This is a genomic window from Actinomadura rubteroloni (genome assembly GCF_002911665.1).
Lineage (GTDB): Bacteria > Actinomycetota > Actinomycetes > Streptosporangiales > Streptosporangiaceae > Spirillospora > Spirillospora rubteroloni.
This window is the reverse complement of sequence record NZ_MTBP01000001.1, coordinates 1,794,970-1,820,453: the sequence shown is the minus strand read 5'-3', so window position 1 is coordinate 1,820,453 and position 25,484 is coordinate 1,794,970. Positions and strand designations below refer to the sequence as shown.

Genomic DNA, 25,484 nt, shown 5'->3' with positions numbered 1-25,484 from the left:
CGGTCGAAGAAGCCGTACCGGCGCGGGTCCCCTGAGCACGGTCACGCGGTGCGGGCGAGGGCGCGGAAGGTGACGCGCTGGTCGAGCCAGAGCAGGGTGATCGTCGTGGTGGTCATCACGGCGGCCAGGGCGAGGTGGGCGGCGGGCGTCGTGATCTGGAGGCCCAGCGCGGCGAGGGCGGCGTGCAGGGCGATCCGGGCGGCGATGAGGACCACGGCGATCTTGCGGGTGCGGCTGTCGCGGAGCATCGCCCGGACGAGCTTGATGCGGCGGCGCAGGACGGTCAGGCCGACGATCACGTTCACCGCCGCCAGGGCCAGGAGGAGCGCCCAGGCGCCGTGCCAGGCCTTGCAGAGGTCGAACGCGCCCGCCATCAGGCCCTCGAAGCCGAAGAACCAGACCGGGAGCGGGCGGACGTCGCGCAGGTCGTCCCACGTGATCTTGGTGCCGCGCCGCCGGGCGATGATGCCGTTCATGTCCGCTCCCTGGGGGTTCATCGGTTGATGTCCCCATCGTCGCGGCGGCGCGGCGGACGGCGGCAGAGCCGGTCCGCACTGGAAACGGCAGGACAAATGTCCTAGTCGTGGCCCACGCCGAAGGTGAAGTCGCGGTCGCGCCGCCAGATGCCGTCCCGGCCCAGCTTGTAGAGCGCGAAGCCCCACGCCTCGAAGTCCGCGCGGAAGCCCGATAGCTCCTTGAACGCCCGGTCCATCACCTCATCGGGTAGATGGTGGGCGATCGTCACGTGCGGGTGGTACGGGAACGTCGGGTCGCCCTGGAGCGGGCCCGTCATGACGTGCGCCTGGACGCGCTCGCAGCCTTCGATTCCCTCGGCGAGCGCCACGAACACGACCGGGGAGACGGGGCGGAACGTTCCCGTCCCCCGCAACCGGATCCAGAACCGGCGCTCGGCGGCCGCGACGCGCAGCAGATGGTCCACGACGCCCGGCAGCTCGGCGCACGGCACCACCATCGGCGGCGCCAGCGTGATGTGCGCGGGGATCGCGGCGGCGAGCGGATCGCCGAGGGACAGGCGCGCCTCGCGCAGGCGCCGCCCGAACGGTTCGGGGACCGGGATCGAGATCCCGATCGTCACGGCGGCGCCGGGGGCGCGCCCGTCCCCCGGGTCAGCGGCCACGTCCGACGAACCCCACCCGGTCGCGCACGGTCTCCATCGTCGCGGCCGCGACGGCGCTCGCCCGCTCGGCGCCCCGGGCCAGCAGCTTGTCCAGCTCGTCCTCGTCGGCGAGGAGAGCCTGGGTGCGCTCGCGGATCGGGGTCAGCGCGTCCACGACGATCGCGGCGAGGTCCTTCTTGAACTGGCCGTAGCCGCTGCCCGCGTACCGGGCCTCGATGGCGTCCGGGGTGGTGCCGTCCAGCGCGGCGAAGATCCGCATCAGGTTGGTGACGCCGGGCTTGTCGGCCTCGTCGTAGCGGACCTCGGTGCCGGTGTCGGTGACCGCGCGCATGATCTTCTTGCGCAGCGGGCCGGGCTCCTCCAGCAGGTCGACGATCCCCTGCGGGGACGACGCCGACTTGCTCATCTTGACCGTCGGCTCCTGGAGGTCGGTGATCTTCGCGGCGGTCTTCGGGATGTAGCCGTCCGGCAGGACGAACGTGTCCCCGAAGCGATGGTTGAAGCGCTGCGCGAGCGTCCGGGTCAGCTCGAGGTGCTGGCGCTGGTCCTCGCCGACCGGCACCTCCAAGCGCGCGTCCGCGCCGGGTTCGGGCGTGTAGAGCAGGATGTCGGACGCCATCAGCACCGGGTAGGTGAACAGCCCGACCGTCGTCGCCGTCGTGCCCTGCTTGGCCGACTTGTCCTTGAACTGCGTCATCCGTCCGGCCTCGCCGAACCCGGTGAGGCAGCCGAGCACCCACGCCAGCTCCGCGTGCTCGGGCACGTGGCTCTGCACGAACAGCGTCGAGCGGTCCTGGTCGATGCCCATCGCGAGCAACTGCGCGGCCGACACCCGCGACCGGTGCCGCAGCAGCGCCGGGTCGTGCTCCACCGTGATCGCGTGCAGGTCCACCACGCAGTAGAACGCGTCGTGGCTGTCCTGCAGCGCCACCCACTGCCGCAGCGCGCCGAGGTAGTTGCCGAGGTGGAACGAGTCGGCGGTGGGCTGGATCCCGGAAAACACGCGCGGGGCGGCGGACGCAGGCGCTTCGGACATTCGCACGGATTCGATTCTCTCAGGCCCGTTCCGGAAGGGCGTCGCGGACCACGGGACCGGCCGGCCAGGATGGCCTCGCCCCGCGGTGACACCACCGGCACGGGGTGGTCGGGCGCAGCGTCCCCATTCTACGTCCCGACGATCACCGGGCGTTTGACGGAGTGCGCGGCCCCGGCCCGGACGCGGTGGGTAGCCTGAGCGGCGTCGTACCCGGCGTCCTGGAGGTCAGCTCGTGAAAGTACTCGTCACCGGCGGCGCCGGCTACATCGGCGGCGTCGTGTCCGCCCGGCTGATCGCGGCGGGCCACGAGGTGATCGTGCTGGACGACCTGTCCACCGGCCACGCCGACGCCGTCCCGCCGGGCGCCACGCTGGTGATCGGGACGCTGCGCGACACGTCCTTCCGCGTCCTGTCCGAGGGCGGGTTCGACGCGGTGCTGCACTTCGCCGCCAAGTCGCTCGTCGGCGAGTCGGTCGAGAAGCCCGCGCTCTACTGGGACAAGAACCTCGGCGAGACGCTGGCGCTGCTGGACGCGATGCGCCGCACCGACGTCCCCCGCATCGTGTTCTCCTCGACCGCCGCGACCTACGGCGAGCCGGACGTCACGCCCATCACGGAGACGGCGCCGACCCGTCCGACCAACCCCTACGGCGCGTCCAAGCTGGCGATCGACACGACGCTCGCCGAGTTCGCGCGGCTCTACGGGCTCGGCGGGGTGTCGCTGCGGTACTTCAACGTGGCGGGCGCGCTGCTGGAGGACGGTCTCACGCTCGGCGAACGGCACACGGTCGAGACGCACCTCGTCCCGAACGTCCTGAAGATCGCACTCGGCGACGGCGACGCGGTGCGGATCTTCGGCGAGGACTACCCGACGCCGGACGGCACCTGTGTCCGCGACTACGTCCACGTGGTCGACCTCGCGGACGCGCACCTGCTCGCGCTGGACGCCGTAGTCCCCGGCACCCACACGATCTTCAACCTCGGCAGCGGGACGGGCTACTCCGTCCGCGCGGTCGTGGAGGTGTGCCGCGAGGTCACCGGGCACCCGATCCCGGCGCGGGCCGAGGCGCGGCGGCCCGGCGACCCGGCCGTGCTGGTCGCGTCGTCGGACGAGATCCACCGCGCGCTCGGCTGGAAGCCCGAACGCGACCTGACCGCCATGGTCGCCGACGCCTGGACGTTCCTCACCACCGGCCTCCCCACCGGCCCGCGATGACGGGCGGCCGGTGGCGCGCTCCGGGTCGCGTCGTCCTGCTCGGCGAGGAGCACGATCCGGACGGCCCCGCGCTGACCGTCGCGATCCCCGGCGGCGTGACCGTGGACGCCGAGCGCTCCGACACGCTGGATCTGCCCGGCGACGCCTGGACGGCCCCGGCGGCGGACGCGGCCCGGCGGCTGGCCGCGCGCGGCGCGGGCGGTGTCGCGGCGAAGGCCGAGACCGGCCTGCCGCCGGGCCTCGGCGCCCCCGGGGCGCTCGCCGCCGCCGTCGCGCTGGCGCTGCGCGACCTGTACGCCCTGGACCTGGACGCGCCGTCCCTGGTGCCGTTCGCCGCCGAGCCGGGCCGCCCGGACGCCGCCACGTCGCTGCTCGGCGCGGCCGGCCGCGCGCTCCTGGTCGACCGCCGCACCGGCGCCGCGGGCACACTGCCGTGCGACGTGACGGGCGCCGGGCTCGCCCTGTTCGCCGTGGACACGCGCGCGAGCGCCGACCCCGGCCTGGCCGCCGAACGCCGCGACGAGTGCGCGGCCGCGGCCCGGCTGCTCGGCGTCGCCTCGCTCGGGGACGTCCGCGACCTGGCCGGGGCGCTCGGGACGCTGCGCGACCCGGTGCTGCGCCGCCGCGTCCAGCACGTCGTGACCGAACGGCACCGGATCGACGCGGCGGCGGGGCTGCTGCGCGCGGGCGCCGTCGCCGAGCTGGGGGCGATGCTGAACGCGTCCCAGATGTCCCTGCGCGACCAGTTCCAGACGTCCTGGCCGCAGGCCGACGCGACCGTGGACACGGCCCTGCGCGCGGGAGCGCGCGGCGCGCGGATCTCCGGCGGCCCCGGCGGCGCGGTGACCGTCCTGGCCCCCGCCGACCGCGTCTCCCGCGTCCAGGACGCGGTCCGCGCGACCTTCACCGCCCGCGACTGGCCCGGCCCCGCCTTCCACGACGCGACCCCGTCCCCGGCCGCCGCCCGCGTCCCCGCCTAGTCGAAGGACGAGCGGAGGTCGTCGCGGAGGCGGGCGGCGTGGGCGGCGGCCTCGGGCTCGTCCAGTTCGGTGAAGCCCGCGATGGCCGCCTCGACCGACGCCAGGGCCTCGGGGACGCGGCCCAGCCCGGCGAGGATGCGGGCGCCGTCGTAGTCGACCAAAGCCGTCTCCCAGGTCAGCGCGGCGGCGTTGTCGGCGGGAATTTCGGTCAGCGCGGCCCGTGACCGGGTCAGGGCGGTCAGGGCCGCTTCGCCGTCGGCGTCCCACCAGTGGCAGAGGGCGGCGCGGCGCAGGGTCCGCACCGTGCCGTAGGGGTCGCCAGCGACGACGTAGGTGTCGGCGGCGGCGGTGAAGCGGCCCGCCGCCACGTCGTCGCGGTCGTGCGCGGTCAGGATCTCGGCGGACTGTTCCAGCAGGTAGGCCGTGCCGTTCGGGTCGCCGTCGCCGCGCGCCAGCTCGGCCAGCTCGGCGAACGCGTCGGCCGCCTGCTCCTCGCCCAGCTCGCGGCGGGCGTGCGCGACGAGCAGGCGGCAGCGGCGCTCGGCGTCGCGGTCGTCCAGCGCGGCGACGTCCGCCGCCGCCTGCTCGGCCACCTCCGCCGCCTCCAGGTGCCGGCCCGCGCCGTAGTAGGCGCTGGCCAGCGCGATCCGGGCGCGGGTCGCGTGGTCGGCGTCGGCCAGGGCCGTGTAGCCCGCGACGGCCTCGGCGAGGTCGGGCGCCGCGTCCGCCGGACGTTCCCGCGACAGCAGCAGGTCGCCGCGTTCGGCGTGCGCGGACGCGCGGGTCAGCGCGTCGCCCGCGTGCTCGACGGCCTCGTCCAGCGCGTCCAGCGCCGCCGCGAACCGTTCCTCGTGGCCGTCCGGACGCAGGTGGCCGAGCTGCGCGAGCGTCGCGCCGAGCAGCAGGGACGCCTCGGCGCGCAGGCCGGCGATTCCGGCCTCGCGGGCGGCGGCGCTCGCGGCCCGCCATTGCGCCACGGCGGCGTCCTGGTCGCCGGTTCCCGCGAGGATCCGGCCGCGCAGGAGCGCGACGAGCGCCGTGTCGGACGCGTCGCCCGGCACCGCCCCGGCGAGGACGGCGAGGGCCGCCGCCGGGTCGTCGGCCGCGACGTGCGCGGTCGCCAGCCGCAGCCGCGCGCCCACCGCCCGGCCGGGCACCGCCGCGTGCGCGGACAGGTACTCGACTGCGGCCGTGAGCAGCGGGAACGCCAGATCGAGGCGGCCGAGCATCTCGTGCAGGCCGCCGACCCGGCTGCTCGCCGCGTGGTGCCGCTCCAGGTCGCCCGCCTCGGCGTACAGCTCGGCGGCCCGCCTCCACGCCGCGACGGCCGCCTCCGGGTCGCCGCCCGCGATGGCCTCGACGCCCCGGCCGTCCGCGCGGCGGGCCGCGTCCAGCGGGGTCACCTCGCCCGCGAGCGCGTCGAACCGCCGCCACGCCGCCAGCGCCGCCGGGACGTCATCGCGCCGCCACGCGTCCTCCGCGCGGTCCAGCGCCGCGCCCGGCTCGGTGACGTCCGACATGTCCGGCGCGGACGGCGCGGGCGGCCGGACCGTCCGCCGCCCCGGCACCGCCAGCAGCGGCAGATGCTCCACCACCGGCTCGGCCCCCAGCAGCTCCCGCACCCGGTCGCCCTGCGCGGACGTGCCGTTGCGCGCGTCGAACAGCGCCGCCAGCTCGGTCGCCTGCGCGGCCAGCTCCGCCGCGACGGCCACGATCGGCCGGTCCTCCCCCGGCCGCCGCGCCACCGTGTGCCCGCCGTGCCCGGCGCCCGCCATCCGGCCGAGCAGCAGCGCCGACGCCGCCGCGAACCGCATCGCGTCGAACGGGCTCGGCGCCCGGTCCAGCCAGGGCAGATGCCGCTGGACGATCTCCAGCCCGCGCACCTCGTTGCCCGTCCGCGCGCAGAACTCGACATGGTCGGCGATCTCGCCCAGCTCGCTGATCTGCGTCCGGATCAGCCGGTACGCCCGCAGATGCGCGGTGCGGGCCTCGTCCAGCCGGCCCGTCCGCAGATAGATCGGCAGCAGCGCGGTCAGCATCGTCTGCGGCTGCTCGGTGCAGTCCAGCTCGGCGCTCAGCACCGGCGCGGCGACCGCGAGCGCGTCCGCGTCCCGGCCGCGCCAGGCCAGGTAGGCGGCCTTGCCGGTCGGGTCGCAGCCCTCGCAGTCCGACAGCCCGTCGCGCGGTGCCGCGTTCCATTTCGCGTACCAGTGCGCCGCGTCGTCGGCGTCGCCGAGGTGCATCGCCACCCGCGCCCGCCGCGCGTACACCGCGTGCAGGCTGTGGCCGCCGAGCGTGTACCGGCGCTCCATGTCGGCGAGGACGGCCCGCGTCCGGTCCAGCGGCACCTCGGGGAACAGCGTCAGCGAATGGACGATCCACTTGAACTGCCACAGCAACCGCTGCTCGGCCGAGTCGTCCAGCTCGCCGGGCGCGCGGTCGAAGTCGGCGAGCGCGCGGCTGAACGTCGTGAACGTCTTGATCGGCTCACCGCCGGACTGGTACGCCTGCCCCAGCTCCATGCGGACCTGGAACGTCAGCGCCGCGTCGCCCGTCGCCTCGGCCCGGCGCAGCGCCTCCTCGGTGAGCACCGTCCGGGCCTCGCCGTAGGGCAGCGCGAACGCCCGTCCCATCAGGTTCCGGACGTGCTCCTCGCTCATCGGTGCTCCTTCGTCGCCCACTCCAGCAGGCCGAGGAACGACCGGTTCAGGACGGCCGTGTCCGCCGGGCGAAGCGGATGGTGGCCGAGCAGCAGCGCCTGCGCGTACAGGCCCTGCACCGCCAGTTCGATCAGCGCGTCGTCGGTCAGCGCGGTGACGCGCCGCGTCAGCGGGTTGCGGTGGTTCAGGACGAGCTGCGGACGGTCCGCCGGGACGGCCCCGCGCAGCGCGCCGAGCACGTCCGCCCACAGCGCGTCCGACGCGTCCCGCGCGACCTCCAGCTCCGCCTGGTGCCGCGCCGACCGGCTCGCCAGGTACAGCGCGGGCAGCGACGCCGGGTCGAAGTCACGCACGACGACCTCGCAGCCCAGCGCCTCCACGGCCCGCTGTGCCCGCGCGAGGAACGGGCGCAGCGCCAGCTCGGCGGCGGCGTCGGGCGCGCCGAGCCGCGTCGTCAGCTCGGCGGCGTCCAGCGGGCGCAGCGCGCTGTCGGGATCAAGGGTCCGCAACCGCTCGATGATCTCGACGTCGTGGACGTAACCGGCGTTGACCAGGCCCACGCCCTGCGCCGCCGCCACCGCCGACAGCCGCCGGAACTCCTCCACGCTCGCCGCGTACCGGCCGTCGGGATGGCCGCGCCGGAACTCCGCGAGCGTCATCGGCCCCGCCGACGTCTCGAACTCCAGCCACCGGTCCACCACGCGCAGCATCTCGTCGTCGCCGACCGCCATCGCCTTCACGCCGAGCTGGTGCAGCCGCAGGAACCCCCGCAGCAGCGCCGGCTCGGTCTCGGCCAGCTCCACCAGCCAGCCGCGCAGCCGCTCGCCGAGCGCGGTCCGGACCGCCTCCAGCAGCTCGTCCTCGTACAGCGCCTCGCGGGACGCCGTCGGACGCAACTCCCCCGCGTCGACCACGCACCGGACGAAGAACGCCCACTCCGGCAGCAGCCCCTCGACGCCCTCCGCCAGCAGCATCCGCTTCAGGTACACGCGGTGCGCGCGGCGCGAACCCGGCGGCACCGACTCGGGCACCACGAACGCGACGCCCGTCAGGCCCGCCTCGGGGACGTCCAGGTCGATCACGTCGAACGGCTCGAACCCGAACACCGACGCGCAGTACGTCTCCAGCGCGCGGCGGCGGCGCGCCGGGTCGGGGTACTCCGCGCGCCACGGCGGGCCGCCGCTCGTGACGAGTTCGCCGTCCACGGTGACCTCGACCGGCAGCAGCGACCCGTACGCCCGCGCCAGCTCCAGCACCGCCGGACGTTCCAGCAGCTCACTCGCGCCCGGACGCGACCGGAGCGTCACCGTCGTGCCCGGCTCGTCCCGTTCGCCCGGCTCGACCGTGTAGTTGCCGCCCGACCGGCCCGTCCACCGCACCGCCGGGCCGCCGCGCGCCGACCGCGTCACGACCTCGATCTCGTCCGCCACCAGGAACGCCGACAGCAGCCCGATCCCGAACTGGCCGAGGAAGTCGTGCCGGGCGAAGCCCAGCTCGTCGCGCTTGGACGACCGGCCGATCGTCGCCAGCAGCCGGTGGACCTCGTCCTCCGTCAGCCCGATCCCGTCGTCCTCCACCCGCAGCGCGCCGCTGCCGGTCGTGATCTGGACCAGGCCGGGGACGTCGCCGCGCGCGGTGATCGCGTCCACCGCGTTCTGCAGCAGTTCCCGCAGGTAGACGCGCGGACTGGAGTACAGATGGCGGCTGAGGAGGTCCACCACGCCCCGCAGATCGACCTGGAACGCCCGCTCCGCCACTCACGACCTCCCGATCGGTTTTTCGCGATCAGTCAGCCTAGCGACCGGTACCCACGTTTCCGTCGCGTTTCCTGTAGTCGTCCCACAAATGCGCACGGCCCCCGGCGGGGCGCCGGGGGCCGTGCGGGGTCGGTCAGACGAGGCCGAGCTTGCGCACCGCGTCGCGCTCCTCGGACAGCTCCGCCACGGACGCGTCGATCCGGCCGCGCGAGAACTCGTCGATCTCCAGGCCCTGGACGATCTCCCACTTCCCGTCCTTGGTGGTGACCGGGAACGACGAGATCAGGCCCTCGGGGACGCCGTAGGAACCGTCGGACACGACCGCCATCGACGTCCAGTCGCCGTCCGCCGTGCCGTTCACCCAGGTGTGCACGTGGTCGATCGCCGCGGACGCCGCCGACGCCGCCGACGACGCGCCCCGCGCCTCGATGATCGCCGCGCCGCGCTTGGCGACGGTCGGGATGAAGTCGTTCTCCAGCCAGTCGCGGTCGTTCACCGTCTCGGCGGCGTTCTTGCCCGCGATCTCGGCGTGGAACAGGTCCGGGTACTGGGTCGCGGAGTGGTTGCCCCAGATCGTCAGCTTCTTGATGTCGGTGACGGCCACGCCGGCCTTCTTCGCCACCTGCGCGATCGCGCGGTTGTGGTCCAGGCGCGTCATCGCCGTGAAGCGCTCGGCCGGGACGTCCGGGGCGTGCTGCTGCGCGATCAGCGCGTTGGTGTTGGCCGGGTTGCCGACCACCAGGATCTTGACGTCGTCGGCCGCGCCCGCGTTGATCGCCTCGCCCTGCGGCTTGAAGATCCCGCCGTTGGCCTCCAGCAGGTCCCCGCGCTCCATGCCCTTCGTCCGGGGCCGCGCGCCGACGAGCAGCGCCACGTTCGTGCCCGCGAACGCCTTCTTCGCGTCGTCGAAGATCTCGACGCCGGACAGCAGCGGGAACGCGCAGTCGTCCAGCTCCATCGCGGTGCCCTCGGCGGCCTTCACGGCCTGCGGGATCTCCAGCAGCCGCAGCTTCACCGGTACGTCCGGGCCGAGCAGCGCGCCCGACGCGATACGGAACAGCAGCGCGTAGCCGATCTGGCCCGCGGCGCCGGTGACGGTGACGGTGACTGGGGTGCGCGTCATGTCTGCTTCATCTCCTCGCGGCCGAGCGGCCGTGCGCTGTGGTCGTGACCTGGCGACGGGGGTCTCTCGCCGTCAAGATAATTCATGCGCCAGGCTACCGCGCGGCCGGGCGCCGCGCGGCGGCAGGTCGGAGAACGGCGAAGGCCGTCCCGGGATCGCCGGGACGGCCTGTTGCGTCACCCCCGGATGTTCAGGGGGTCCGATGCGGTGTGCTAGCCGACCTTCTTCTGAAGGTTGGTGTCCAGCGCCTCCAGGAACTCCTGCGTGGTCAGCCAGCCCTGGTCCGGGCCGACGAGCAGAGCCAAGTCCTTGGTCATCTGTCCGCCTTCGACCGTCTCGACGCAGACCTGCTCCAACTGCCGCGCGAAGTTCACCAGCTCAGGCGTGTTGTCGAGCTTGCCGCGGTGCTCCAGCCCCCGCGTCCACGCGAAGATCGACGCGATCGGGTTGGTGGACGTCGGCTTGCCCTGCTGGTGCTGCCGGTAGTGGCGTGTGACGGTGCCGTGCGCGGCCTCGGCCTCGACCGTCTTGCCGTCCGGCGTCATCAGCACCGACGTCATCAGGCCGAGCGACCCGAAGCCCTGCGCGAGCGTGTCGGACTGGACGTCGCCGTCGTAGTTCTTCGTCGCCCAGACGAACCCGCCCTCCCACTTGAGCGCCGCGGCGACCATGTCGTCGATGAGCCGGTGCTCGTAGGTGATGCCCTTGGCCTCGAAGTCCGCCTTGAACTCGGACTCGAAGATCTCCTGGAACAGGTCCTTGAAGCGCCCGTCGTAGGCCTTGAGGATCGTGTTCTTCGTGGAGAGGTACAGCGGCATCTCGCGGTCGAGGGCGTACCGCATCGTCGTCCGCGCGAAGTCGCGGATCGAGTCGTCGAAGTTGTACATGCCCATCGCGACGCCGCCGCCGGAGAAGCGGGCGACCTCCAGCTCGATCGGCTCGCCCTCGTCGTCGGGCTGGTAGCTGATCGTGACGGTGCCGGGGCCGGGCACCACGAAGTCGGTCGCGCGGTACTGGTCGCCGTGGGCGTGCCGCCCGATGATGATCGGCTTGGTCCAGCCCGGGACGAGCCGGGGGATGTTCGAGGCGATGATCGGCTCGCGGAAGACCACGCCGCCGAGGATGTTGCGGATCGTCCCGTTCGGGGAGCGCCACATCTTCTTGAGGCCGAACTCCTCCACCCGGGCCTCGTCGGGGGTGATCGTCGCGCACTTCACGCCGACGCCGTACTGCTTGATGGCGTTGGCGGCGTCGACCGTCACCTGGTCGTCGGTCGCGTCGCGGTACTCGATCCCGAGGTCGTAGTACTTCAGGTCGACGTCCAGGTAGGGCAGGATCAACTGGTCCTTGATGAATTTCCAGATGATCCGGGTCATCTCGTCGCCGTCGAGTTCGACGACCGGGTTCGCTACCTTGATCTTGGGCATGTGCTTGCTGTCCCTTTCCTACACCGGCCAGCAGTCCTTGTAAGGCTCTGCTGAAGGCTATCCGGGCGCGGCCAAAGGTCTAGACCTCGCCCTGGTGGTCTGGCTGTTTCGGCAGGTGAGCCTAGGGGTGGGGGACGACGGCGGCGGTGGTCGCGATGGCGACGGCGAGGACCGTCATCGTCGTCACGTCCACCCACCGGCTGCGCGTCTCCAGCATCCCGGCCTGGCTCGGGGGCAGGACGAGCCGCGCCAGCGCGCCGAACAGCACCGCCGCGGCCATGAGACCGGATCCCTTGCGGAAGTAGTCGAGCGCGCAGAGCACCAGCCCGCCCGCGACGCCGCAGAGGACGATCGCGTACGGCAGGCGGCCGAGCCAGTGCGGCGCGGCGCCCCGACCGCGCGGTGCGCGCCGCCGGCGCCGGTGCACCTCGGTACTCATCGGCACGCTCCTCGTTTTCCGGGCGTCGGCCCGGTCGGCTCCACCTCCCCACGTTAGTGGGAAATCGACGGACCGACGACCGGGGGGCCGGACGAGCAGGCCCGATGCCGTCCAAAAAGACATTTCGCGCAAGACCGGACGAGTCCCCCCGACGAGACGGGAGAAGGCGGACGGGACGGACGTGGACGTCGCGAAAACCGTTACGCAACAGGCCCTACTCACCAGTAGGTGGGTGTGGCGTGAAGGCCTCCGGGTAACTCGCTGGACAGGGGTCGCTAACTAGCTGGGAGGACTGCCGTGGAGGGGCCGTTCATGCGGATCGAGGACAGTGGCATGGTGATGCCACTGCGCCCCGATGTCACGACGGTCGGTCGAGGACGAGGTGTGGACATCCGCCTCGACGACCCGAGTGTGTCCCGATTGCACGCAGAGATCATTCGGCGCGGCCCGTACGTGTACGTGGTTGACATGGGGCTCTCCCGTAACGGGACCCGGGTCAACGGCCGGCCGATCGCCCGACGCGTCCTGGAGGACGGTGACGTCGTGAGCTTCGGCACGGCGCGCTGCCGGATGGGGGGAATCCCCCGCGAGGAGGTCGATCCCGACGTCGAACTGCGGCGCGCCGTCGCACCCGAGCTGACGCGCCGCGAGGTGGACGTACTGACGTCGCTGTGCCGTCCGGCGCTCTCGGACGAGGCGTTCGTGGCTCCGGCCACCGCGCGCCAGATCGCCGAGGAGCTGGTGGTGACGGAGGCCGCGGTCAAGCAGCATCTGCTGCGGCTGTACCAGAAGTTCCGCATCCCCGAGGGGGCGAACCGGCGCACCCGGCTGGCCAACGAGGTCATCGCGATGGGCCTCGTCCGGCCGCTGCCGCCGGTCCACGTCCCGCAGCAGAACCGTCCGGTGGACGGCCAGGGACCGGGCGGCGTCCGCCGTCCCGGCCCGCCCGGCGCCACCGCCCCGGGCCGCCATCTCACCGGTCCGGGCCGTCAGGCGACGGGGGTGGGCCGCCGGGCTAGTTAGGAGTCACGGCCTGCTGCGCTCGCCTGGCGGCTCGCTTCGCAACCGTGTCTCTGGGCGAGCGCGGCATCGCTTCGCGATCTTCGCGCCCGGGGGACTCGCCTTCGGCGTCGTCCCCCGGGCGCTCAGTTTTCGCGCTCGCGCGCTGGCTGAGGCCAGCCGAAACGGGCGCCTCGGCCACCGGCCCCGGCGGTCAGCGGGCGGCGTTCTCGGCGGCCTCGACGACGTTCGCCAGCAGCATCGCGCGGGTCATCGGGCCCACGCCGCCGGGGTTGGGGGCCACCCAGCCCGCCACCTCGCGCACGTCCGCCGCCACGTCGCCCGCCAGCTTGCCGTCGACGCGGGAGACGCCCACGTCCAGGACGGCCGCGCCGGGCTTCACCATGTCGGCGGTGATCAGGCCGGGGACGCCCGCGGCGGCGACGATGATGTCGGCCTTGCGGGTGTGCGCGGCCAGGTCGCGCGTGCCGGTGTGGCAGAGCGTGACGGTCGCGTTCTCGGTGCGGCGGGTCAGCAGCAGGCCGAGCGAGCGGCCGACCGTGATGCCCCGGCCGACGACCGTGACCTCGGCGCCCGCGATCGGGACGTCGAAGCGGCGCAGCAGGTCGATGATGCCCTTCGGCGTGCAGGGCAGCGGGCCGGGCTGCTGGAGGACCAGGCGGCCGAGGTTGGTGGGGTGCAGGCCGTCGGCGTCCTTGAGGGGGTCGATGCGCTCCAGCACGCGCTGCTCGTCCAGGCCCTTGGGGAGCGGGAGCTGGACGATGTAGCCGGTGCAGGACGGGTCGGCGTTCAGCTCGTCCACCGCGCGCTCGACGTCCTCCTGCGTCGCGTCGGCGGGCAGGTCGCGGCGGATGCTCTCGATGCCGACCTCGGCGCAGTCGCGGTGCTTCATGCCGACGTAGGCGTGGCTGCCGGGGTCGTCGCCGACGAGGACCGTGCCGAGGCCGACGCCGACGCCGCGCGAGCGCAGGGCCGCGACGCGGGTCGTGAGGTCCGCGCGGATCTGCGCGGCCGTGGCCTTCCCGTCCAGGATCCGTGCCGTCATGTGCGCCTCCGTGGTGAACTCGCGTGGTGATCTCGCCGGGCCGCACGGCCCGTGCGTGGTCCCCGGTCACCCAGGCGCGCGGTGTCCGGACTGCTCCGCTCCCCGGTGGTCGTGTCCACCTTGTCCGCGCCAGTCACGTGTGCGTCCATCGTACCGGGACGGGACGCGACGGTCAGCGGCCCCGCCAGGACAGGAAGCGGTCGGTGCCCTGCCAGCCGAGCACGCCCGCCAGCAGCGCCGCCGCGACGGCCGCGGCGAGGCCGACGATCTCGCGGGCGTCCATGAGCAGCGCGTCGGCCTGGAGGAACACGCCGAACGCGTGCGCGAGGACCTGGTTCATCGAAGTCTCCGAGGGGCGGGTGCGCGCCGGGACGGGCCCGGCGCGCGTCCGCCGGTCAGTGGAAGAAGTGCCGGACGCCGGTGAAGTACAGGGTCACGCCCGCCTTCTCCGCCGCCTCGATCACCTCGGGGTCGTGGATGGAGCCGCCGGGCTCCACGATCGCGCGGACGCCCGCCGCGGCGAGCGCCTCCAGCCCGTCGGGGAACGGGAAGAACGCGTCGGACGCGCCGACCGCGCGCGCGGCCCGCTCGGCGCCCGCCCGCGTCACCGCGAGCTTGGCCGAGTCGACCCGGTTGACCTGGCCCATGCCGACGCCGACGGTCGCGCCGTCGGCGGCGAGCAGGATCGCGTTGGACTTGACGGCCCGGACGGCCCGCCACGCGAACGCCAGGTCCCGCAGGGTCGCCGCGTCGGCGGCCGTGCCGACCTTCAGCTCCCAGGTGGCCGGGTCGTCGCCGGAGGCGTCCACCCGGTCGACGGTCTGGAGCAGCACGCCGCCGTCGATGCGGCGGAACTCGGTCGCGTTGGACGGCCCGGACGCGCAGCGCAGCAGCCGCAGGTTCTTCCAGCGTCCGCGCAGGATCTCCAGCGCGTCGGCGTCGAAGTCCGGCGCGACGATGACCTCGGTGAAGATCTCCTTGACGGACTCGGCGAACGCGGCCGTCACCGGGCGGTTCACCGCGATGACGCCGCCGTAGGCCGACACCGGGTCGCACTCGTGGGCCTTGCGGTGGGCCTCGGCGACGTCGGCGCCGACGGCGATGCCGCACGGGTTGGCGTGCTTGATGATCGCGACGGCGGGCTCGGCGAAGTCGTAGGCGGCGCGGCGGGCGGCCTCGGCGTCCACGTAGTTGTTGTAGGACATCTCCTTGCCGTGGAGCTGCTCGGCGCCCGCCAGCCCCCCGGACGCGCCGGCGTCGGTGAACAGCGCGGCCTTCTGGTGCGGGTTCTCGCCGTAGCGCAGGACGGCGGACCGCTCCCACGTGGCGCCGAGGAAGTCCGGCCAGCCGGAGGACGCGGCCTCCTCGTCCGGGGCGTAGGACGAGGCGAACCACGACGCCACCGCGACGTCGTAGGACGCGGTGTGCGCGAACGCGATCCCGGCGAGGCGGCGGCGCTCGTCCAGCGTGAACCCGCCCGCCTCGACGGCCGCGAGCACCGACCCGTAGGACGCGGGGTCCACGACGACGGCGACGCTCGCGTGGTTCTTCGCGGCGGCGCGGACCATCGTCGGGCCGCCGATGTCGATCTGCTCGACGCACTCGTCGGGCGCCGCGCCCGACGCGACGGTCGCCGCGAACGGGTACAGGTTGACGACGGCGAGGTCGAACGGCTCGACGTCCAGGTCCCGGAGCTGGCGGACGTGGTCGTCCTTGCGGCGGTCGGCCAGCAGGCCCGCGTGGACGCGCGGGTGCAGGGTCTTGACGCGTCCGTCCAGGCACTCGGGGAAGCCGGTCAGCTCCTCCACCTTCAGGACGGGCACCCCGGCGGCGGCGATCCGCCCGGCCGTGGAGCCGGTGGAGACGATCTCCACCCCGGCGGCGTGCAGGCCGCGGGCCAGCTCCTCCAGCCCCGTCTTGTCGTACACGCTGATCAGCGCACGTTTGATCGCGACCCGGGTCACCGGTTCAGCTCTCCTTCTTCGGCTGCGGACGTGTTGCAGGTCCGGCATTTCATGGAGACCCGCCGACCGTTCGCGGTCCAGCCGTCGCGGGCGAGCCGCCCGACGACGTCGACCAGGAGCCGGCGCTCCACCTGCTTGATGCGCTCGTGCAGGGAGTCCTCGTCGTCATGCCAGCGGACCGGGACGGCCTCCTGGGCGATGACGGGTCCGGTGTCCACGCCTTCGTCGACGAAGTGCACGGTACAGCCCGTGAGCTTGACCCCGTAGGCCAGGGCGTCGCGGACGGCGTGGGCGCCGGGGAAGGACGGCAGCAGAGCGGGATGGGTGTTGACGATGCGCCCGCCGAACCGTTCCAGGAACCGGGCGCCGAGGATCTTCATGAACCCGGCGGACACGACGAGGTCGGGCCGGTGCTCGGCGACGGCGTCGGCGAGGGCGGCGTCCCAGGCGTCCCGGCCGGGGAAGTCGGGGATCCGCAGGGTGAACGCGGGCAGCCCGGCGCGGGCCGCGCGGGCCGTGCCCTCGATGCCGGGACGGTCCGCGCCCACGGCCACCACTTCGGCGCCGTACTCTGGATCCGCGCACGCGTCGAGCAGCGCCTGTAGGTTGGTCCCCGCTCCGGAGACGAGGACGACGAGCCGGGCGGGCACCATGACTCCCTGCTGGACGTTTCGAGGTGTGGGACGGGCGGCCCCGGCGTCGTCGCGCGGGCCTGCCAGCACGCAGCCTATCCGTCCCGCCGCGCGCCCCCGACGGCGCTCCGCCCCCGGCCGGACGACGCCGCCACCGAACATGCAGGAGGAGAAACCGTGACACACCAGGCGGGACCCGGCGAGGTCCAGGCCCCGCAGGCTCCCCCGCCCGGCGGCCGGCGCGGTCCGGCGTCGCGCCGGGCGCTGTGGCTGGCGATCGGCGGGCTGATCCTCGCGGTGCCGTTCTGGCCGCTCGGGCTGGTGCTCGGCATCGCGGGCATCGTGACCGAGATCCGCGCGCGCCGCGACCCGGCGGTCCCGGCGCGGCGCGGCCTGTCGGCGAGCATCGTGGTCGGCGCGTGCGCCGTGCTGGTCGGGCTGTTCGCGATGACGAGCTGGATCGTCCTCGCGCCCGAGCTGTCGGACCGGCAGTCGTGCCTGGACGGCGCGAACACCGTCGCCGACAAGAAGGCGTGCGACGACGCGTTCTCCCGGCAGATCATCGACAAGTTCGACCTGCCGCCGGACACGAAGGTCTTCACCGGCTTCTAGTCGTCGGCCTCGTCGCGCAGGACGAAGATCGCGCCGCCCCGGTTCTCGGTGCGGTCGTCGCGCGGGCGGGGCTCGTCGGGCTCGGGCTCGGGCTCGGCGGGACGGGTGCGGCGCGCGGGCAGGACCGGCTCGGCGTCCTCGAACTCCAGCGGGTCGGGGACGGCCGGGACGGGCCGCGGAGTCGGTTCCGGCGCGGGCAGCGGCACGACGGGCACGACCGGCGCGGGCAGCGGCTCGGGCTCGGGCAGCGGCTCGGGCGCGGCGCCGCGCGGCGGCTTGGGCGGCCGGCGGCGCCGGCGGGGCTTCGGGTCGTCGGTGCGGCGCAGTGCGCGTCCGTTGGCGAACCAGGCCGCGAGCGCCGCCGCGACGCCGACCTCCAGCGCCGCGAGCAGGCCGACCTGCCAGGGCGAGGGGCCGACGGTCCGGAGCCGTCCGCCGCCCATCGGCCCGCCCGACAGCGCGGCGAGCACGGCCAGCACCAGGCCGGTCAGGGCGCCCGTCGTGAAGCCCCACAGCGGCGCGGTCTCGGCCGCCGGGCTCGGCAGCGCCCGGACGGTCAGCACCCCGCCGACCGCGCCCGCCGCGAACGGCGCGGCCAGCGCCAGCAGCGACAGGGCGGGCGCCGGGCCGGGGCCGGGCAGCGCGGCGAGCGGCGGGAACGCGGGGATCGTGTCGAGGAACACACCGGTGACCGAGACGCTGGTGCCCGTCCCGACGGCGAATCCGGCGCCGACGGCGTAGGACGTCCCCCAGATGATCGCGTTGGGCAGGAACGCCAGCTCCACGACCAGCAGCAGGACGCCGCCGACGACGCCGGGCGCCAGCTCGCCGTACAGGCGGTTCGCCTCCGGCAGGTGGAAGGCGAGCGCGCAGCCGACGAGAAGCGCGCCCGCCGCGAGCAGTACCGCGAGCGCCCCCGACACCCCGATGACCAGGGACCGCGGACGCTCGGGCAGCAGCCGCAGCAGCGCGCCGAGCCCGGACCGGACGCGTCCCCGGCGCAGCGCGACGAGCGCCCGCGCCGCCCCGAACCCGCCCGCGACCAGCGCGACGGTGAAGCAGCACAGCAGCGCCTGCCACGGCGACGGGCGCACCGGCGGCTTGGTCGCGGCGAGCGCGAGCAGCCCGGCGAGCAGCGTGTAGGGGACGGCGAGGGCGACGGCGACGTCCATGACGCCCCGGCGCGTGCGGCGTGCGCCCGTCCGCAGCATCCAGCCGCCGCAGCGGTACAGCAGCGCGCCGGGCAGCGCGACGATGCCGAGCGGGAGCAGCCCGACCCGTCCGTCCGGCAGCGACAGGCCCGCGTGGTGGGAGACGAGCCAGAACGTCACGGCCGTCCGGAACACGCCGGGCAGGCCGCTGCCGAGCGCCGAGCGCGGCGCGGCGATCCAGCCGACGAGGGTGACCGTGACGAGCACGGCCAGCCCGATCCCGACGCACCACAGCGCGCCGACGAGGCCGGTGACGAGCAGCGGGCGCTGCGTCCCCGCGCGGTCCGGAGCCGTCCGCCGCTCCCGCGTCATGTCGCTCATCCGCCCCATGCTGGCACCGGGCCGCCCCCGGGGTCGGCGCGTCGCCCGGCGTGTCGTCTTTGTCGTGGCCGATGTCGGGGCGGGGTCAGCCGGGGAGCGGGGCGTCCAGGATCCGCAGCAGGATCTCGGTGAGCGGGTCGCGCAGCGCGGGCAGCTCGTCGGCCCGTCCCTCGCTCACGTGGACGAGGATCAGCTCGGCGACCGCGCCGACCGCCGCCGTGAACGCGTGCTCGGGCACCGGCGGCCACTCGGGGTGCTTGCGCGCGGCGTGCTCGCGCCAGCCGCGCAGGACGTCCGCGACGAGCCCGTAGCCCTTGAGGCGCCCGCGCAGCGCGCGCGGCCCGACGGCGGGCAGCTCCACGAGGATGCAGCGCGCGTACTCCGGTTCCCGCGCGCACAGCGCCAGGTAGGCGCCGAGCGCGGCGCGCAGCAGTTCCCGGGACGACGATGGGCGCTCGGCGTCGCGCGGCGGCGTCATCACCTCGGCGACGATCGCCTCCTGCGCCTCGGCCATCGCCGACAGGAAGCAGTCCTCCACCCCGGCGAAGTGGTCGTAGAACGCCTTGCGGGACACGCGGGCGCGCTGGACGACCATCGCGACCGTCGTGTGCGCGTACCCGGCCTCGGCGACCGCCGCGATCACCGCGCCGCGCAGCCGCCGCCGCTGCTCCTCCCGCACGACGGACGCGGGCAGGCTGCTGCGTCCGCGCGGCAGTCCCGGCCGGTCCTGGCCGTAGACGGCGGCCAGGCGCGGTTCGTCGCCGGGCGGCGTCGGGTTCTCGATCATCGGTGCGGCCAGCCTACCGACCCCGAAGACGAAGGACGCCCGCGCCGCGAGGCGGCACGGGCGTCCTGCGCGCTCGGTTCAGAGCTTGTTCATGATCTCCCGCATGAGGACGGCGGTCTCGCTCGGCGTCTTGCCGACCCGCACGCCGACCTTCTCCAGGGCCTCCTTCTTGGCCTGGGCGGTGCCCGCCGAGCCGGAGACGATCGCGCCCGCGTGGCCCATCGTCTTGCCCTCGGGGGCGGTGAAGCCCGCGACGTAGCCGACGACCGGCTTGGTCACGTGCTGCTCGATGTAGGCCGCGGCCCGCTCCTCGGCGTCGCCGCCGATCTCGCCGATCATGACGATCGCGTCGGTCTCCGGGTCGTCCTGGAACGCCTGGAGCGCGTCGATGTGGGTCGTCCCGATGATCGGGTCGCCGCCGATTCCGACGCAGGTGGAGAAGCCGATGTCGCGCAGCTCGTACATCATCTGGTACGTCAGCGTGCCCGACTTGGAGACCAGGCCGATGCGTCCCGGCGAGGTGATGTCGGCGGGGATGATGCCCGCGTTCGACTTGCCGGGGGACGCGATGCCGGGGCAGTTCGGCCCGATGATCCGCGTCTTGTTGCCCTTCTCGACCGCGTAAGCCCAGAAGTAGGCGGTGTCGTGGACCGGGACGCCCTCGGTGATCACGACGGCGAGGGGGATCTCGGCGTCGATCGCCTCGACGACGGCGTCCTTGGTGAACTTCGGCGGGACGAACACGACCGACACGTCCGCGCCGGTCTGCTCGATCGCCTCCTTGACCGTCCCGAAGACCGGGAGCGCGGTGCCGTCGAACTCGACGGTCTGCCCGGCCTTGCGGGCGTTGACGCCGCCGACGACCTGCGCGCCGGAGGCCAGCATCCGGCGGGAGTGCTTCATGCCCTCCGAGCCGGTGATGCCCTGGACGATGATCTTGCTGTTCTCGGTGAGCCAGATGGCCATGTTCACGCACCTGCCGCGGCGAGTTCGGCGGCGCGCTCGGCCGCATCGTCCATCGTGTCGACCTGCTGGACGCCGGGCAGCGCCGCGTCGGTCAGGATCTTGCGGCCCAGTTCGGCGTTGTTGCCGTCGAGGCGGACCGCGAGCGGCCGGTCGACGGTCTCGCCGCGCTCGGCCAGCAGCTTGTAGGCGCTGACGATGCCGTTCGCGACGGCGTCGCAGGCGGTGATGCCGCCGAAGACGTTGACGAACACCGACTTCACGTCGGGGTCCGACAGGACGATCTCCAGGCTGTCGGCCATCACCTCGGCGGACGCGCCGCCGCCGATGTCGAGGAAGTTCGCCGGCTTCTGGCCGCCGTGGTCCTCCCCCGCGTACGACACGACGTCCAGCGTGGACATGACGAGCCCCGCGCCGTTGCCGATGATGCCGACGGAGCCGTCGAGCTTGACGTAGTTGAGGTCCTTCTCCTTGGCGCGGGCCTCCAGCGGGTCGGCCGCGGCCTTGTCCTCCAGCTTGTCGTGCTCCTGGCGGAAGGCGGCGTTGTCGTCCAGCGAGACCTTGCCGTCGAGGGCCTTGACCTCGCCGTCGGCGGTGAGGATCAGCGGGTTCACCTCGACGAGCGTCGCGTCCTCGTCGATGAACACGGCCCACAGGCGCTCGATGAGCGCGGCGGCGCCGTCCAGCGCCTCCTCGGGCAGCCGGCCCTGCTCGGCGATCGAGCGGGCGGTGGCCCGGTCCACGCCGTGCAGCGGGGAGACGGGCACGAGCCCGAGCCGGTCGTGCGGCACGTCCTCGATCTCCACGCCGCCCTCGACCGAGCAGATGGACAGGAACGTGCGGTTCGCGCGGTCCAGCAGGAAGGAGAAGTAGTACTCCTGCGCGATGGCGCTGCCCTCTTCGATGAGCACCTTGTGGACCGTGTGGCCCTTGATGTCCATCCCGAGGATCTGGTCGGCGAGCGCTTCGGCCTCGTCGGCGTCGTCGGCGAGCTTCACGCCGCCGGCCTTGCCGCGGCCCCCGGTCTTCACCTGGGCCTTGACGACGACCTTCGAGCTACCGGCGGCGAACAGCTCCGCCGCGATGGCCCGGGCCTCCTGAGGTGTGTGGGCGACCTTGCCGGTAGGCACCGGTACCCCGTACTCGGCGAAGAGTTCCTTCGCCTGATGTTCGAACAGGTCCACGAGGCGTCCTTATACGGATCGACAGCCATAGACCGCTTCGAGTGGGGAACACGGGCGTCCGTGCGGCTCGCCACCCTGCGGTCCGCTCCGTCGATGCAGCCTAGTCCTCCCGCGTTCGTGGTCGCGCCGCCGGGGGCGGTCTCGCCGGATCTCACAACGGCCCAGGTAGAGCGGTGCGCAGGGCTACTCGCCGGTACCCGGGCGGGCGGTGTCGTTCGCAAGGGTTTGGTGTACTTGGTTACACGGCGTCGCGGTGACCCCGCAATGAACGCCGGTGCACGGGTGAGGGGGTGCGGGGTGACGCGACGGGGCGTCCGGGTACGGCGGATCGGCGCGTTCCTGCTGGCCGGGGCGCTGGCGGCGACCTGCGGGGCGGGGGTGCTGCCGGACGCGGGGACGCCGTCGTGGGCGTCGCCGGGGCTCGTCGGCGGAGGCGGCTGGCCCTACGCGGGGGTACCGCTGCCGCCGGAGGACGCGGCGGGTGCGTCCTACATTCCGGGCAGTTCGGTCGTGCGGCTGGCGCACGGGCGGGCGCGGCTCGTGCCGTTCGGCGGAGAGACGGCCGTCACGCTGGACGCGTCGGACCCGCGAGTCCTCACGGCGGTGCGGTCGGACCGGGCGTGGCTGGCGTCGGGGCGCGTCCCTGCGGGGTTCCCGGACATGGCGTCGCGCGCGCTGCTGGACCTTCGGCTGCTCACGGGCGCGCAGGGCGCGTCGCTGGCGTCCTGGTTCGGCGCGTGGCGGTACGCGTGGCCGCGCGACTCGGCGTTCGCCGCCGCCGCGTTCACCGTCACCGGGCACCCGCAGGAGGCGCTGCGGATCCTGCGGTTCATGGCGGGCGTGCAGGCGCCGTCGGGGCTGTGGGCCGCTCGGTACCGGCCGGACGGCTCGCCGGTGCTGGACGGCCGGTCGCCCCAGCTCGACTCGGTCGGCTGGATGCTGTGGGCCGCCTGGCTGTTCCAGCGGTCTGACCCGTCCGGTACGGAACTGTGGCCGATGGTGCGGCGCGGGGCGGACCGGCTCGCGGCGTCGCTGCGCCGGGACGGGCTGCCGCCGCCGTCCGGCGACTACTGGGAGCGCGACCCCGGCACCGAGCAGGACCCGGACGACCCGACGCTCGGCGTCGCCGGGCCGGTGCTGGCGGGCCTGCGGTCGGCTGCGGCGTTCGCCGCCGGTACCGGCCATGCCGCGCAGGCGGCGGCGTGGCGGACGGCGGCCGGACGCGTGGCGGACGCGATCGGGACGCGGTTCGCGCCGCTCGGCTATCCGCGCTCGCCGGTGCGCGGCGGCGCGATGGACACGTCCGTGACGTTCGTCGCACCGCCGTTCGCGCCCGCCGACCCGTTCGTGGCGGCGGCGGTCGCGACGGCCGCGCGGCGGCAGGCGCTGCCGAACGGCGGGGTGCTGCCGGGCGAGCGGTGGCCGGGCGACCCGTCGGTGGCGTGGACGCCCGAGACGGCGCTGTTCGCGCTGAGCGACGCGGCGTCCGGACGCCGGGACGCGGCCGTCGCGCAACTGGGCTGGCTCGCGTCGCACCGCACGTCGCTCGGCGCGCTGCCGGAGAAGGTCGATCCGGGCGGGCGGCAGGCGGCGGTGGCGCCGCTCGGCTGGACGGCGTCGCTGGCCGTCCTCGCGCTGAGCGCGCTGGAGCGCCCGCTGCCGGTGCCGGGCTAGGCGAACTGCTCGGCGCCGAGCTTGAGGACGAGCGCCGTCACGACGCACAGCAGGACGGCCCGGACGAACCCGGTGCCCCGGCTGATCGCCATCCGCGCGCCGACCTGCGCGCCGACGACGTTGCACGCGCCCATGGCGAGCCCGAGCGCCCACAGGATGTGGCCCTGCGCGCCGAACACCAGCAGCGCGCCGAGGTTGGTGCCGGTGTTGATGATCTTGGCGTTGGCGGACGCGCGGACGAAGTCCGAGCCGAGCAGCGCGGTGAACGCGAGGACTAGGAACGTGCCCGTCCCGGGTCCGACCAGCCCGTCGTAGAAGGCGATGACGACGCCGGGGACGGCCACGGCGGCGGCGATCCTGCGGCGCGTCCGCGGCACGTCGCGGGCCTCGCGGCCGAGCCTCGGGTTGAGCACGACGATCACGGCGACCGCGAGCAGGACGGCGAGGACGACCGGTTTCAGCACGTCCGCCGACAGCGCCGCCGCGCACAGCGCCCCGCCCGCCGCGCACGCGACCGCGAGCAGCGCCGCCGGTCCCGCGACGCGCAGGTCCGGGCGGGCGCGGCGCAGGTAGGCGACGGCGGCCGAGGACGTCCCGGCGATCGAGCCGAGCTTGTTCGTCGCGAGCGCGGCGACCGGCGCGGACGGCCCGAGCAGCAGCAGCGCGGGGAGTTGGATCAGCCCGCCGCCGCCGACGACGGCGTCCACCCAGCCCGCGGCGAGGGCCGCGAGGAGCAGTATCACCAGATGGTCGACCGGCACCCGGCACTCCCTGGACGTAAGGGGATAAGTCCGGAATGACGGTAACACGGGGCGTCAGGCGTCCAGCGGCGTCAGGAAGATCCAGATGTGGGCGAACGGGTCGCGGAGCATGGACTGGCGGGCGCCGTAGGGCATGTCGGCGGGCGCGGCGAGGAGTTCGGCGCCCGCCGCCACCGCCCGCTCCGTCAGCGCGTCCACGTCCGGGACGTAGACGTGCAGTGCCACGGGCGTCGTCGCGCCGGGCGGCGCGAAGGGCGGCTCGGGGTCGCCGAGCATGAGCGTCGAACCGGCGACGGAGATCTCGGCGTGGACGATCCGGCCCGTCCCGCCGTCCAGCCGGAACAGCTCGGACGCGCCGAACGCCCGCCGGTAGAAGTCGATCGCCGCCGCCGCGTCGCCGACCATGATGTGCGGGATCACCGCGTTCTTGTAATGCTCGGGAACGTCCATGCACCGACGCTAGGCCGCGCGGGCGGGGCGCCGGATCGGGCGGACGGCCCGGTCTTTCGGCCTACGTCCTGCGGCGGGGAGCGCGCCGGACGAGCGACCACCCGATCTTCTGGACGGCGAGCGTGGCCGTCCCGGCGAGGACCATCCCGAGCAGGTTCACGCCGAGCTGGACCGCCGAGCCGCGGATCTCGCCGTCCCGCGACAGCGCCGCCGCGACCGCGATGTTCCCGGCGGCGGGCACCGTCGTCACCGAGATGAACACGCCGACCAGCGCGGACGACTTCCCGGCCGTCAGCGACAGCACGCCCGCCGCGCCCGCCAGGACCGCGACGATGAACGACCACCGGTCGGGGTGGTAGACGAACCCGGTCTGCGGACGGTCGTCGGGCAGCCCGTCCGGGCCGATGATCCCCGTCCAGCGCGCGACGAGCGCGCACACGAACGTGACGGCCACCGCGATCGCGAACCCCGCCGCGAGCACGCCGAGCGCCCGCAGGATCCGGCGGCCGTCCCGGCGCAGCAGCCCGTGCGAGACGGCCGCGACCGCGCCGAACTCCGGCCCGAGCACCATCGCGCCGACGATGAGGATCGAGGAGTCGATCAGCGCGGCGATCCCGGCGAGCTGGGTCGCCAGCGCGAGGAACGCGACGAACGCCCAGGTCAGCCGCGCCTCCTCGGCCATGCGGCGGTCCAGTTCCTCCCAGACGACCGCGTCGTCGCCGTGGCCGGGCGCCCGTTCCTCCGCCGCGTCGGCCGCCGCCGAGATCGACACGTCGATGCGCTCCAGCGCGATCGAGCCGTCCCGGTCCAGGCCGAGGTCGCGCAGCGCGGCGATGACGTCGTTGGCCGCCTCGCGCGCGACGTCGCACATGACGACGTCGCCGGGCGGCCGGCGCGCCGCGTCCGGGAACACCATGACGTTCGTGGTGCCCGGGTCGTCGGCGAGGATCCGGCAGACCTCCTCCGTCCGGTCCGTCGGCGTGATGGTCCGCAGATGCAGCATCCGAACATCCTGCCCCAGTTCGGGCGCGGCATCGCCTGTTCACCTCGCCGGGAGCGCGGCGTCACGCGGCGCTCATCCGCG

General features: G+C 74.1%; 24 protein-coding genes, 1 pseudogene and 1 riboswitch. Of the genes and pseudogenes, 6 read left to right on the top strand and 19 right to left on the bottom strand.

Translation table 11 applies throughout. The features are described 5' to 3' along the window. Nucleotides 1-41: 41 nt before the first annotated feature. From BTM25_RS08060 to trpS, 3 genes are all read right to left on the bottom strand, one after another. Nucleotides 42-476, bottom strand: coding sequence for a hypothetical protein (locus tag BTM25_RS08060; protein ID WP_103562067.1), 435 nt, complete (start codon nucleotides 474-476; stop codon nucleotides 42-44). 101 nt (nucleotides 477-577) lie between these two features. Then, a complete protein-coding gene (locus tag BTM25_RS08055; RefSeq protein ID WP_235828288.1) occupies nucleotides 578-1,138 on the bottom strand; it encodes a 2'-5' RNA ligase family protein in 561 nt (186 codons plus the stop codon). Continuing rightward, complete coding sequence (trpS, locus tag BTM25_RS08050) at nucleotides 1,128-2,174, bottom strand: tryptophan--tRNA ligase (RefSeq protein WP_103562066.1); 1,047 nt, start codon at nucleotides 2,172-2,174, stop codon at nucleotides 1,128-1,130. Before trpS ends, BTM25_RS08055 begins: the two co-directional genes overlap by 11 nt. A gap of 232 nt (nucleotides 2,175-2,406) precedes the next feature. On the opposite strand from trpS, the gene galE reads away from it, so the two are divergent. Both galE and BTM25_RS08040 read left to right on the top strand, forming a co-directional pair. After that, nucleotides 2,407-3,390 carry a UDP-glucose 4-epimerase GalE gene (gene galE / locus BTM25_RS08045; RefSeq protein ID WP_103562065.1) on the top strand — a complete coding sequence of 328 codons (984 nt, stop codon included), beginning with the start codon at nucleotides 2,407-2,409 and terminating at the stop codon, nucleotides 3,388-3,390. After that, nucleotides 3,387-4,370 (top strand): galactokinase, encoded by a 984-nt coding sequence (locus tag BTM25_RS08040; RefSeq protein WP_103562064.1) that lies wholly within the window; start codon nucleotides 3,387-3,389, stop codon nucleotides 4,368-4,370. The genes galE and BTM25_RS08040 overlap by 4 nt, the downstream gene beginning before the upstream one ends. Here the strand turns inward: BTM25_RS08040 and BTM25_RS29550 are convergent. From BTM25_RS29550 to BTM25_RS08015, 5 genes are all read right to left on the bottom strand, one after another. Beyond that, a complete protein-coding gene (locus BTM25_RS29550; RefSeq protein WP_168212045.1) occupies nucleotides 4,367-7,030 on the bottom strand; it encodes a hypothetical protein in 2,664 nt (887 codons plus the stop codon). The two genes, BTM25_RS08040 and BTM25_RS29550, sit on opposite strands and share 4 nt — an antisense overlap. Next, the gene (locus tag BTM25_RS08030) at nucleotides 7,027-8,787 is read right to left on the bottom strand and encodes an HSP90 family protein (protein ID WP_103562063.1); all 1,761 of its coding nucleotides are present in this window, start codon (nucleotides 8,785-8,787) and stop codon (nucleotides 7,027-7,029) included. Before BTM25_RS08030 ends, BTM25_RS29550 begins: the two co-directional genes overlap by 4 nt. Before the next feature lie 133 nt (nucleotides 8,788-8,920). Beyond that, on the bottom strand, nucleotides 8,921-9,910 hold the full coding sequence (locus BTM25_RS08025; protein WP_103562062.1) for a malate dehydrogenase: 990 nt from the start codon (nucleotides 9,908-9,910) through the stop codon (nucleotides 8,921-8,923). A gap of 212 nt (nucleotides 9,911-10,122) precedes the next feature. After that, a complete protein-coding gene (locus BTM25_RS08020) occupies nucleotides 10,123-11,337 on the bottom strand; it encodes an NADP-dependent isocitrate dehydrogenase (protein WP_103562061.1) in 1,215 nt (404 codons plus the stop codon). Nucleotides 11,338-11,458: 121 nt separating this feature from the next. Continuing rightward, nucleotides 11,459-11,776 (bottom strand): DUF3017 domain-containing protein, encoded by a 318-nt coding sequence (locus BTM25_RS08015; protein WP_103562060.1) that lies wholly within the window; start codon nucleotides 11,774-11,776, stop codon nucleotides 11,459-11,461. A 312-nt stretch (nucleotides 11,777-12,088) separates the two neighbouring features. On the opposite strand from BTM25_RS08015, the pseudogene BTM25_RS30895 reads away from it, so the two are divergent. Further along, nucleotides 12,089-12,283: pseudogene (locus BTM25_RS30895) on the top strand (FHA domain-containing protein); the annotation flags it as partial. A gap of 36 nt (nucleotides 12,284-12,319) precedes the next feature. Further along, nucleotides 12,320-12,799 (top strand): helix-turn-helix domain-containing protein, encoded by a 480-nt coding sequence (locus tag BTM25_RS08010; RefSeq protein ID WP_235828369.1) that lies wholly within the window; start codon nucleotides 12,320-12,322, stop codon nucleotides 12,797-12,799. A gap of 190 nt (nucleotides 12,800-12,989) precedes the next feature. Here the strand turns inward: BTM25_RS08010 and BTM25_RS08005 are convergent, their stop codons facing one another. The 4 genes from BTM25_RS08005 to purN all read right to left on the bottom strand — a co-directional run bounded on the left by BTM25_RS08005 (nucleotide 12,990) and on the right by purN (nucleotide 16,455). Next, on the bottom strand, nucleotides 12,990-13,841 hold the full coding sequence (locus tag BTM25_RS08005) for a bifunctional methylenetetrahydrofolate dehydrogenase/methenyltetrahydrofolate cyclohydrolase (protein ID WP_103562058.1): 852 nt from the start codon (nucleotides 13,839-13,841) through the stop codon (nucleotides 12,990-12,992). A gap of 61 nt (nucleotides 13,842-13,902) precedes the next feature. After that, nucleotides 13,903-13,988: riboswitch (ZMP/ZTP riboswitch) on the bottom strand. A 25-nt stretch (nucleotides 13,989-14,013) separates the two neighbouring features. After that, nucleotides 14,014-14,181 carry a hypothetical protein gene (locus BTM25_RS29545; RefSeq protein WP_168212044.1) on the bottom strand — a complete coding sequence of 56 codons (168 nt, stop codon included), beginning with the start codon at nucleotides 14,179-14,181 and terminating at the stop codon, nucleotides 14,014-14,016. A gap of 55 nt (nucleotides 14,182-14,236) precedes the next feature. Beyond that, nucleotides 14,237-15,805: a bifunctional phosphoribosylaminoimidazolecarboxamide formyltransferase/IMP cyclohydrolase gene (gene purH / locus BTM25_RS08000; protein ID WP_103562057.1), complete on the bottom strand. Its 1,569-nt coding sequence runs from the start codon at nucleotides 15,803-15,805 to the stop codon at nucleotides 14,237-14,239. Continuing rightward, nucleotides 15,802-16,455, bottom strand: coding sequence for a phosphoribosylglycinamide formyltransferase (purN, locus tag BTM25_RS07995; RefSeq protein ID WP_235828360.1), 654 nt, complete (start codon nucleotides 16,453-16,455; stop codon nucleotides 15,802-15,804). The genes purH and purN overlap by 4 nt, the downstream gene beginning before the upstream one ends. A 159-nt stretch (nucleotides 16,456-16,614) precedes the next feature. Here purN and BTM25_RS07990 point away from each other — a divergent pair, with 159 nt between their 5' ends. Beyond that, nucleotides 16,615-17,049, top strand: coding sequence for a DUF456 domain-containing protein (locus BTM25_RS07990; RefSeq protein WP_103562055.1), 435 nt, complete (start codon nucleotides 16,615-16,617; stop codon nucleotides 17,047-17,049). On the opposite strand, the gene BTM25_RS07985 is transcribed toward BTM25_RS07990, so the two are convergent. The 4 genes from BTM25_RS07985 to sucC form a co-directional block, all read right to left on the bottom strand. Next, the gene (locus tag BTM25_RS07985) at nucleotides 17,046-18,581 is read right to left on the bottom strand and encodes a cell division protein PerM (RefSeq protein ID WP_103562054.1); all 1,536 of its coding nucleotides are present in this window, start codon (nucleotides 18,579-18,581) and stop codon (nucleotides 17,046-17,048) included. The two genes, BTM25_RS07990 and BTM25_RS07985, sit on opposite strands and share 4 nt — an antisense overlap. Nucleotides 18,582-18,666: 85 nt before the next feature. Further along, nucleotides 18,667-19,368 (bottom strand): TetR/AcrR family transcriptional regulator, encoded by a 702-nt coding sequence (locus tag BTM25_RS07980; protein ID WP_103562053.1) that lies wholly within the window; start codon nucleotides 19,366-19,368, stop codon nucleotides 18,667-18,669. Between the two features lie 78 nt (nucleotides 19,369-19,446). Then, nucleotides 19,447-20,334: a succinate--CoA ligase subunit alpha gene (sucD, locus tag BTM25_RS07975; RefSeq protein ID WP_103562052.1), complete on the bottom strand. Its 888-nt coding sequence runs from the start codon at nucleotides 20,332-20,334 to the stop codon at nucleotides 19,447-19,449. Between the two features lie 2 nt (nucleotides 20,335-20,336). Continuing rightward, a complete protein-coding gene (gene sucC / locus BTM25_RS07970; RefSeq protein ID WP_103562051.1) occupies nucleotides 20,337-21,515 on the bottom strand; it encodes an ADP-forming succinate--CoA ligase subunit beta in 1,179 nt (392 codons plus the stop codon). 297 nt (nucleotides 21,516-21,812) lie between these two features. Here sucC and BTM25_RS07965 point away from each other — a divergent pair, with 297 nt between their 5' ends. Further along, complete coding sequence (locus tag BTM25_RS07965; protein WP_235828287.1) at nucleotides 21,813-23,189, top strand: glycoside hydrolase family 15 protein; 1,377 nt, start codon at nucleotides 21,813-21,815, stop codon at nucleotides 23,187-23,189. Here BTM25_RS07965 and BTM25_RS07960 read toward each other — a convergent pair. The 3 genes from BTM25_RS07960 to BTM25_RS07950 form a co-directional block, all read right to left on the bottom strand. After that, entirely contained in the window at nucleotides 23,186-23,950 is a 765-nt protein-coding gene (locus tag BTM25_RS07960) for a TSUP family transporter (protein WP_103562049.1), read from the bottom strand. The two genes, BTM25_RS07965 and BTM25_RS07960, sit on opposite strands and share 4 nt — an antisense overlap. A gap of 54 nt (nucleotides 23,951-24,004) precedes the next feature. After that, the gene (locus BTM25_RS07955) at nucleotides 24,005-24,400 is read right to left on the bottom strand and encodes a VOC family protein (protein ID WP_103562048.1); all 396 of its coding nucleotides are present in this window, start codon (nucleotides 24,398-24,400) and stop codon (nucleotides 24,005-24,007) included. Nucleotides 24,401-24,461: 61 nt separating this feature from the next. Next, nucleotides 24,462-25,403 (bottom strand): DUF389 domain-containing protein, encoded by a 942-nt coding sequence (locus BTM25_RS07950; protein WP_103562047.1) that lies wholly within the window; start codon nucleotides 25,401-25,403, stop codon nucleotides 24,462-24,464. Nucleotides 25,404-25,484: the final 81 nt, after the last annotated feature.

What these genes read in the sequence shown, in the direction of transcription:
- BTM25_RS08025 (WP_103562062.1), bottom strand. Translation starts at nt 9,910, where the DNA reads ATGACGCGCACCCCAGTCACCGTCACCGTCACCGGCGCCGCGGGCCAG.
- BTM25_RS07980 (WP_103562053.1), bottom strand. Translation starts at nt 19,368, where the DNA reads ATGATCGAGAACCCGACGCCGCCCGGCGACGAACCGCGCCTGGCCGCC.
- BTM25_RS07985 (WP_103562054.1), bottom strand. Translation starts at nt 18,581, where the DNA reads ATGAGCGACATGACGCGGGAGCGGCGGACGGCTCCGGACCGCGCGGGG.
- BTM25_RS08015 (WP_103562060.1), bottom strand. Translation starts at nt 11,776, where the DNA reads ATGAGTACCGAGGTGCACCGGCGCCGGCGGCGCGCACCGCGCGGTCGG.
- sucD (WP_103562052.1), bottom strand. Translation starts at nt 20,334, where the DNA reads ATGGCCATCTGGCTCACCGAGAACAGCAAGATCATCGTCCAGGGCATC.
- BTM25_RS08020 (WP_103562061.1), bottom strand. Translation starts at nt 11,337, where the DNA reads ATGCCCAAGATCAAGGTAGCGAACCCGGTCGTCGAACTCGACGGCGAC.
- BTM25_RS29545 (WP_168212044.1), bottom strand. Translation starts at nt 14,181, where the DNA reads ATGAACCAGGTCCTCGCGCACGCGTTCGGCGTGTTCCTCCAGGCCGAC.
- BTM25_RS08005 (WP_103562058.1), bottom strand. Translation starts at nt 13,841, where the DNA reads ATGACGGCACGGATCCTGGACGGGAAGGCCACGGCCGCGCAGATCCGC.
- BTM25_RS07955 (WP_103562048.1), bottom strand. Translation starts at nt 24,400, where the DNA reads ATGGACGTTCCCGAGCATTACAAGAACGCGGTGATCCCGCACATCATG.
- BTM25_RS08040 (WP_103562064.1), top strand. Translation starts at nt 3,387, where the DNA reads ATGACGGGCGGCCGGTGGCGCGCTCCGGGTCGCGTCGTCCTGCTCGGC.
- BTM25_RS08060 (WP_103562067.1), bottom strand. Translation starts at nt 476, where the DNA reads ATGAACGGCATCATCGCCCGGCGGCGCGGCACCAAGATCACGTGGGAC.
- BTM25_RS29550 (WP_168212045.1), bottom strand. Translation starts at nt 7,030, where the DNA reads ATGAGCGAGGAGCACGTCCGGAACCTGATGGGACGGGCGTTCGCGCTG.
- BTM25_RS07950 (WP_103562047.1), bottom strand. Translation starts at nt 25,403, where the DNA reads ATGCTGCATCTGCGGACCATCACGCCGACGGACCGGACGGAGGAGGTC.
- trpS (WP_103562066.1), bottom strand. Translation starts at nt 2,174, where the DNA reads ATGTCCGAAGCGCCTGCGTCCGCCGCCCCGCGCGTGTTTTCCGGGATC.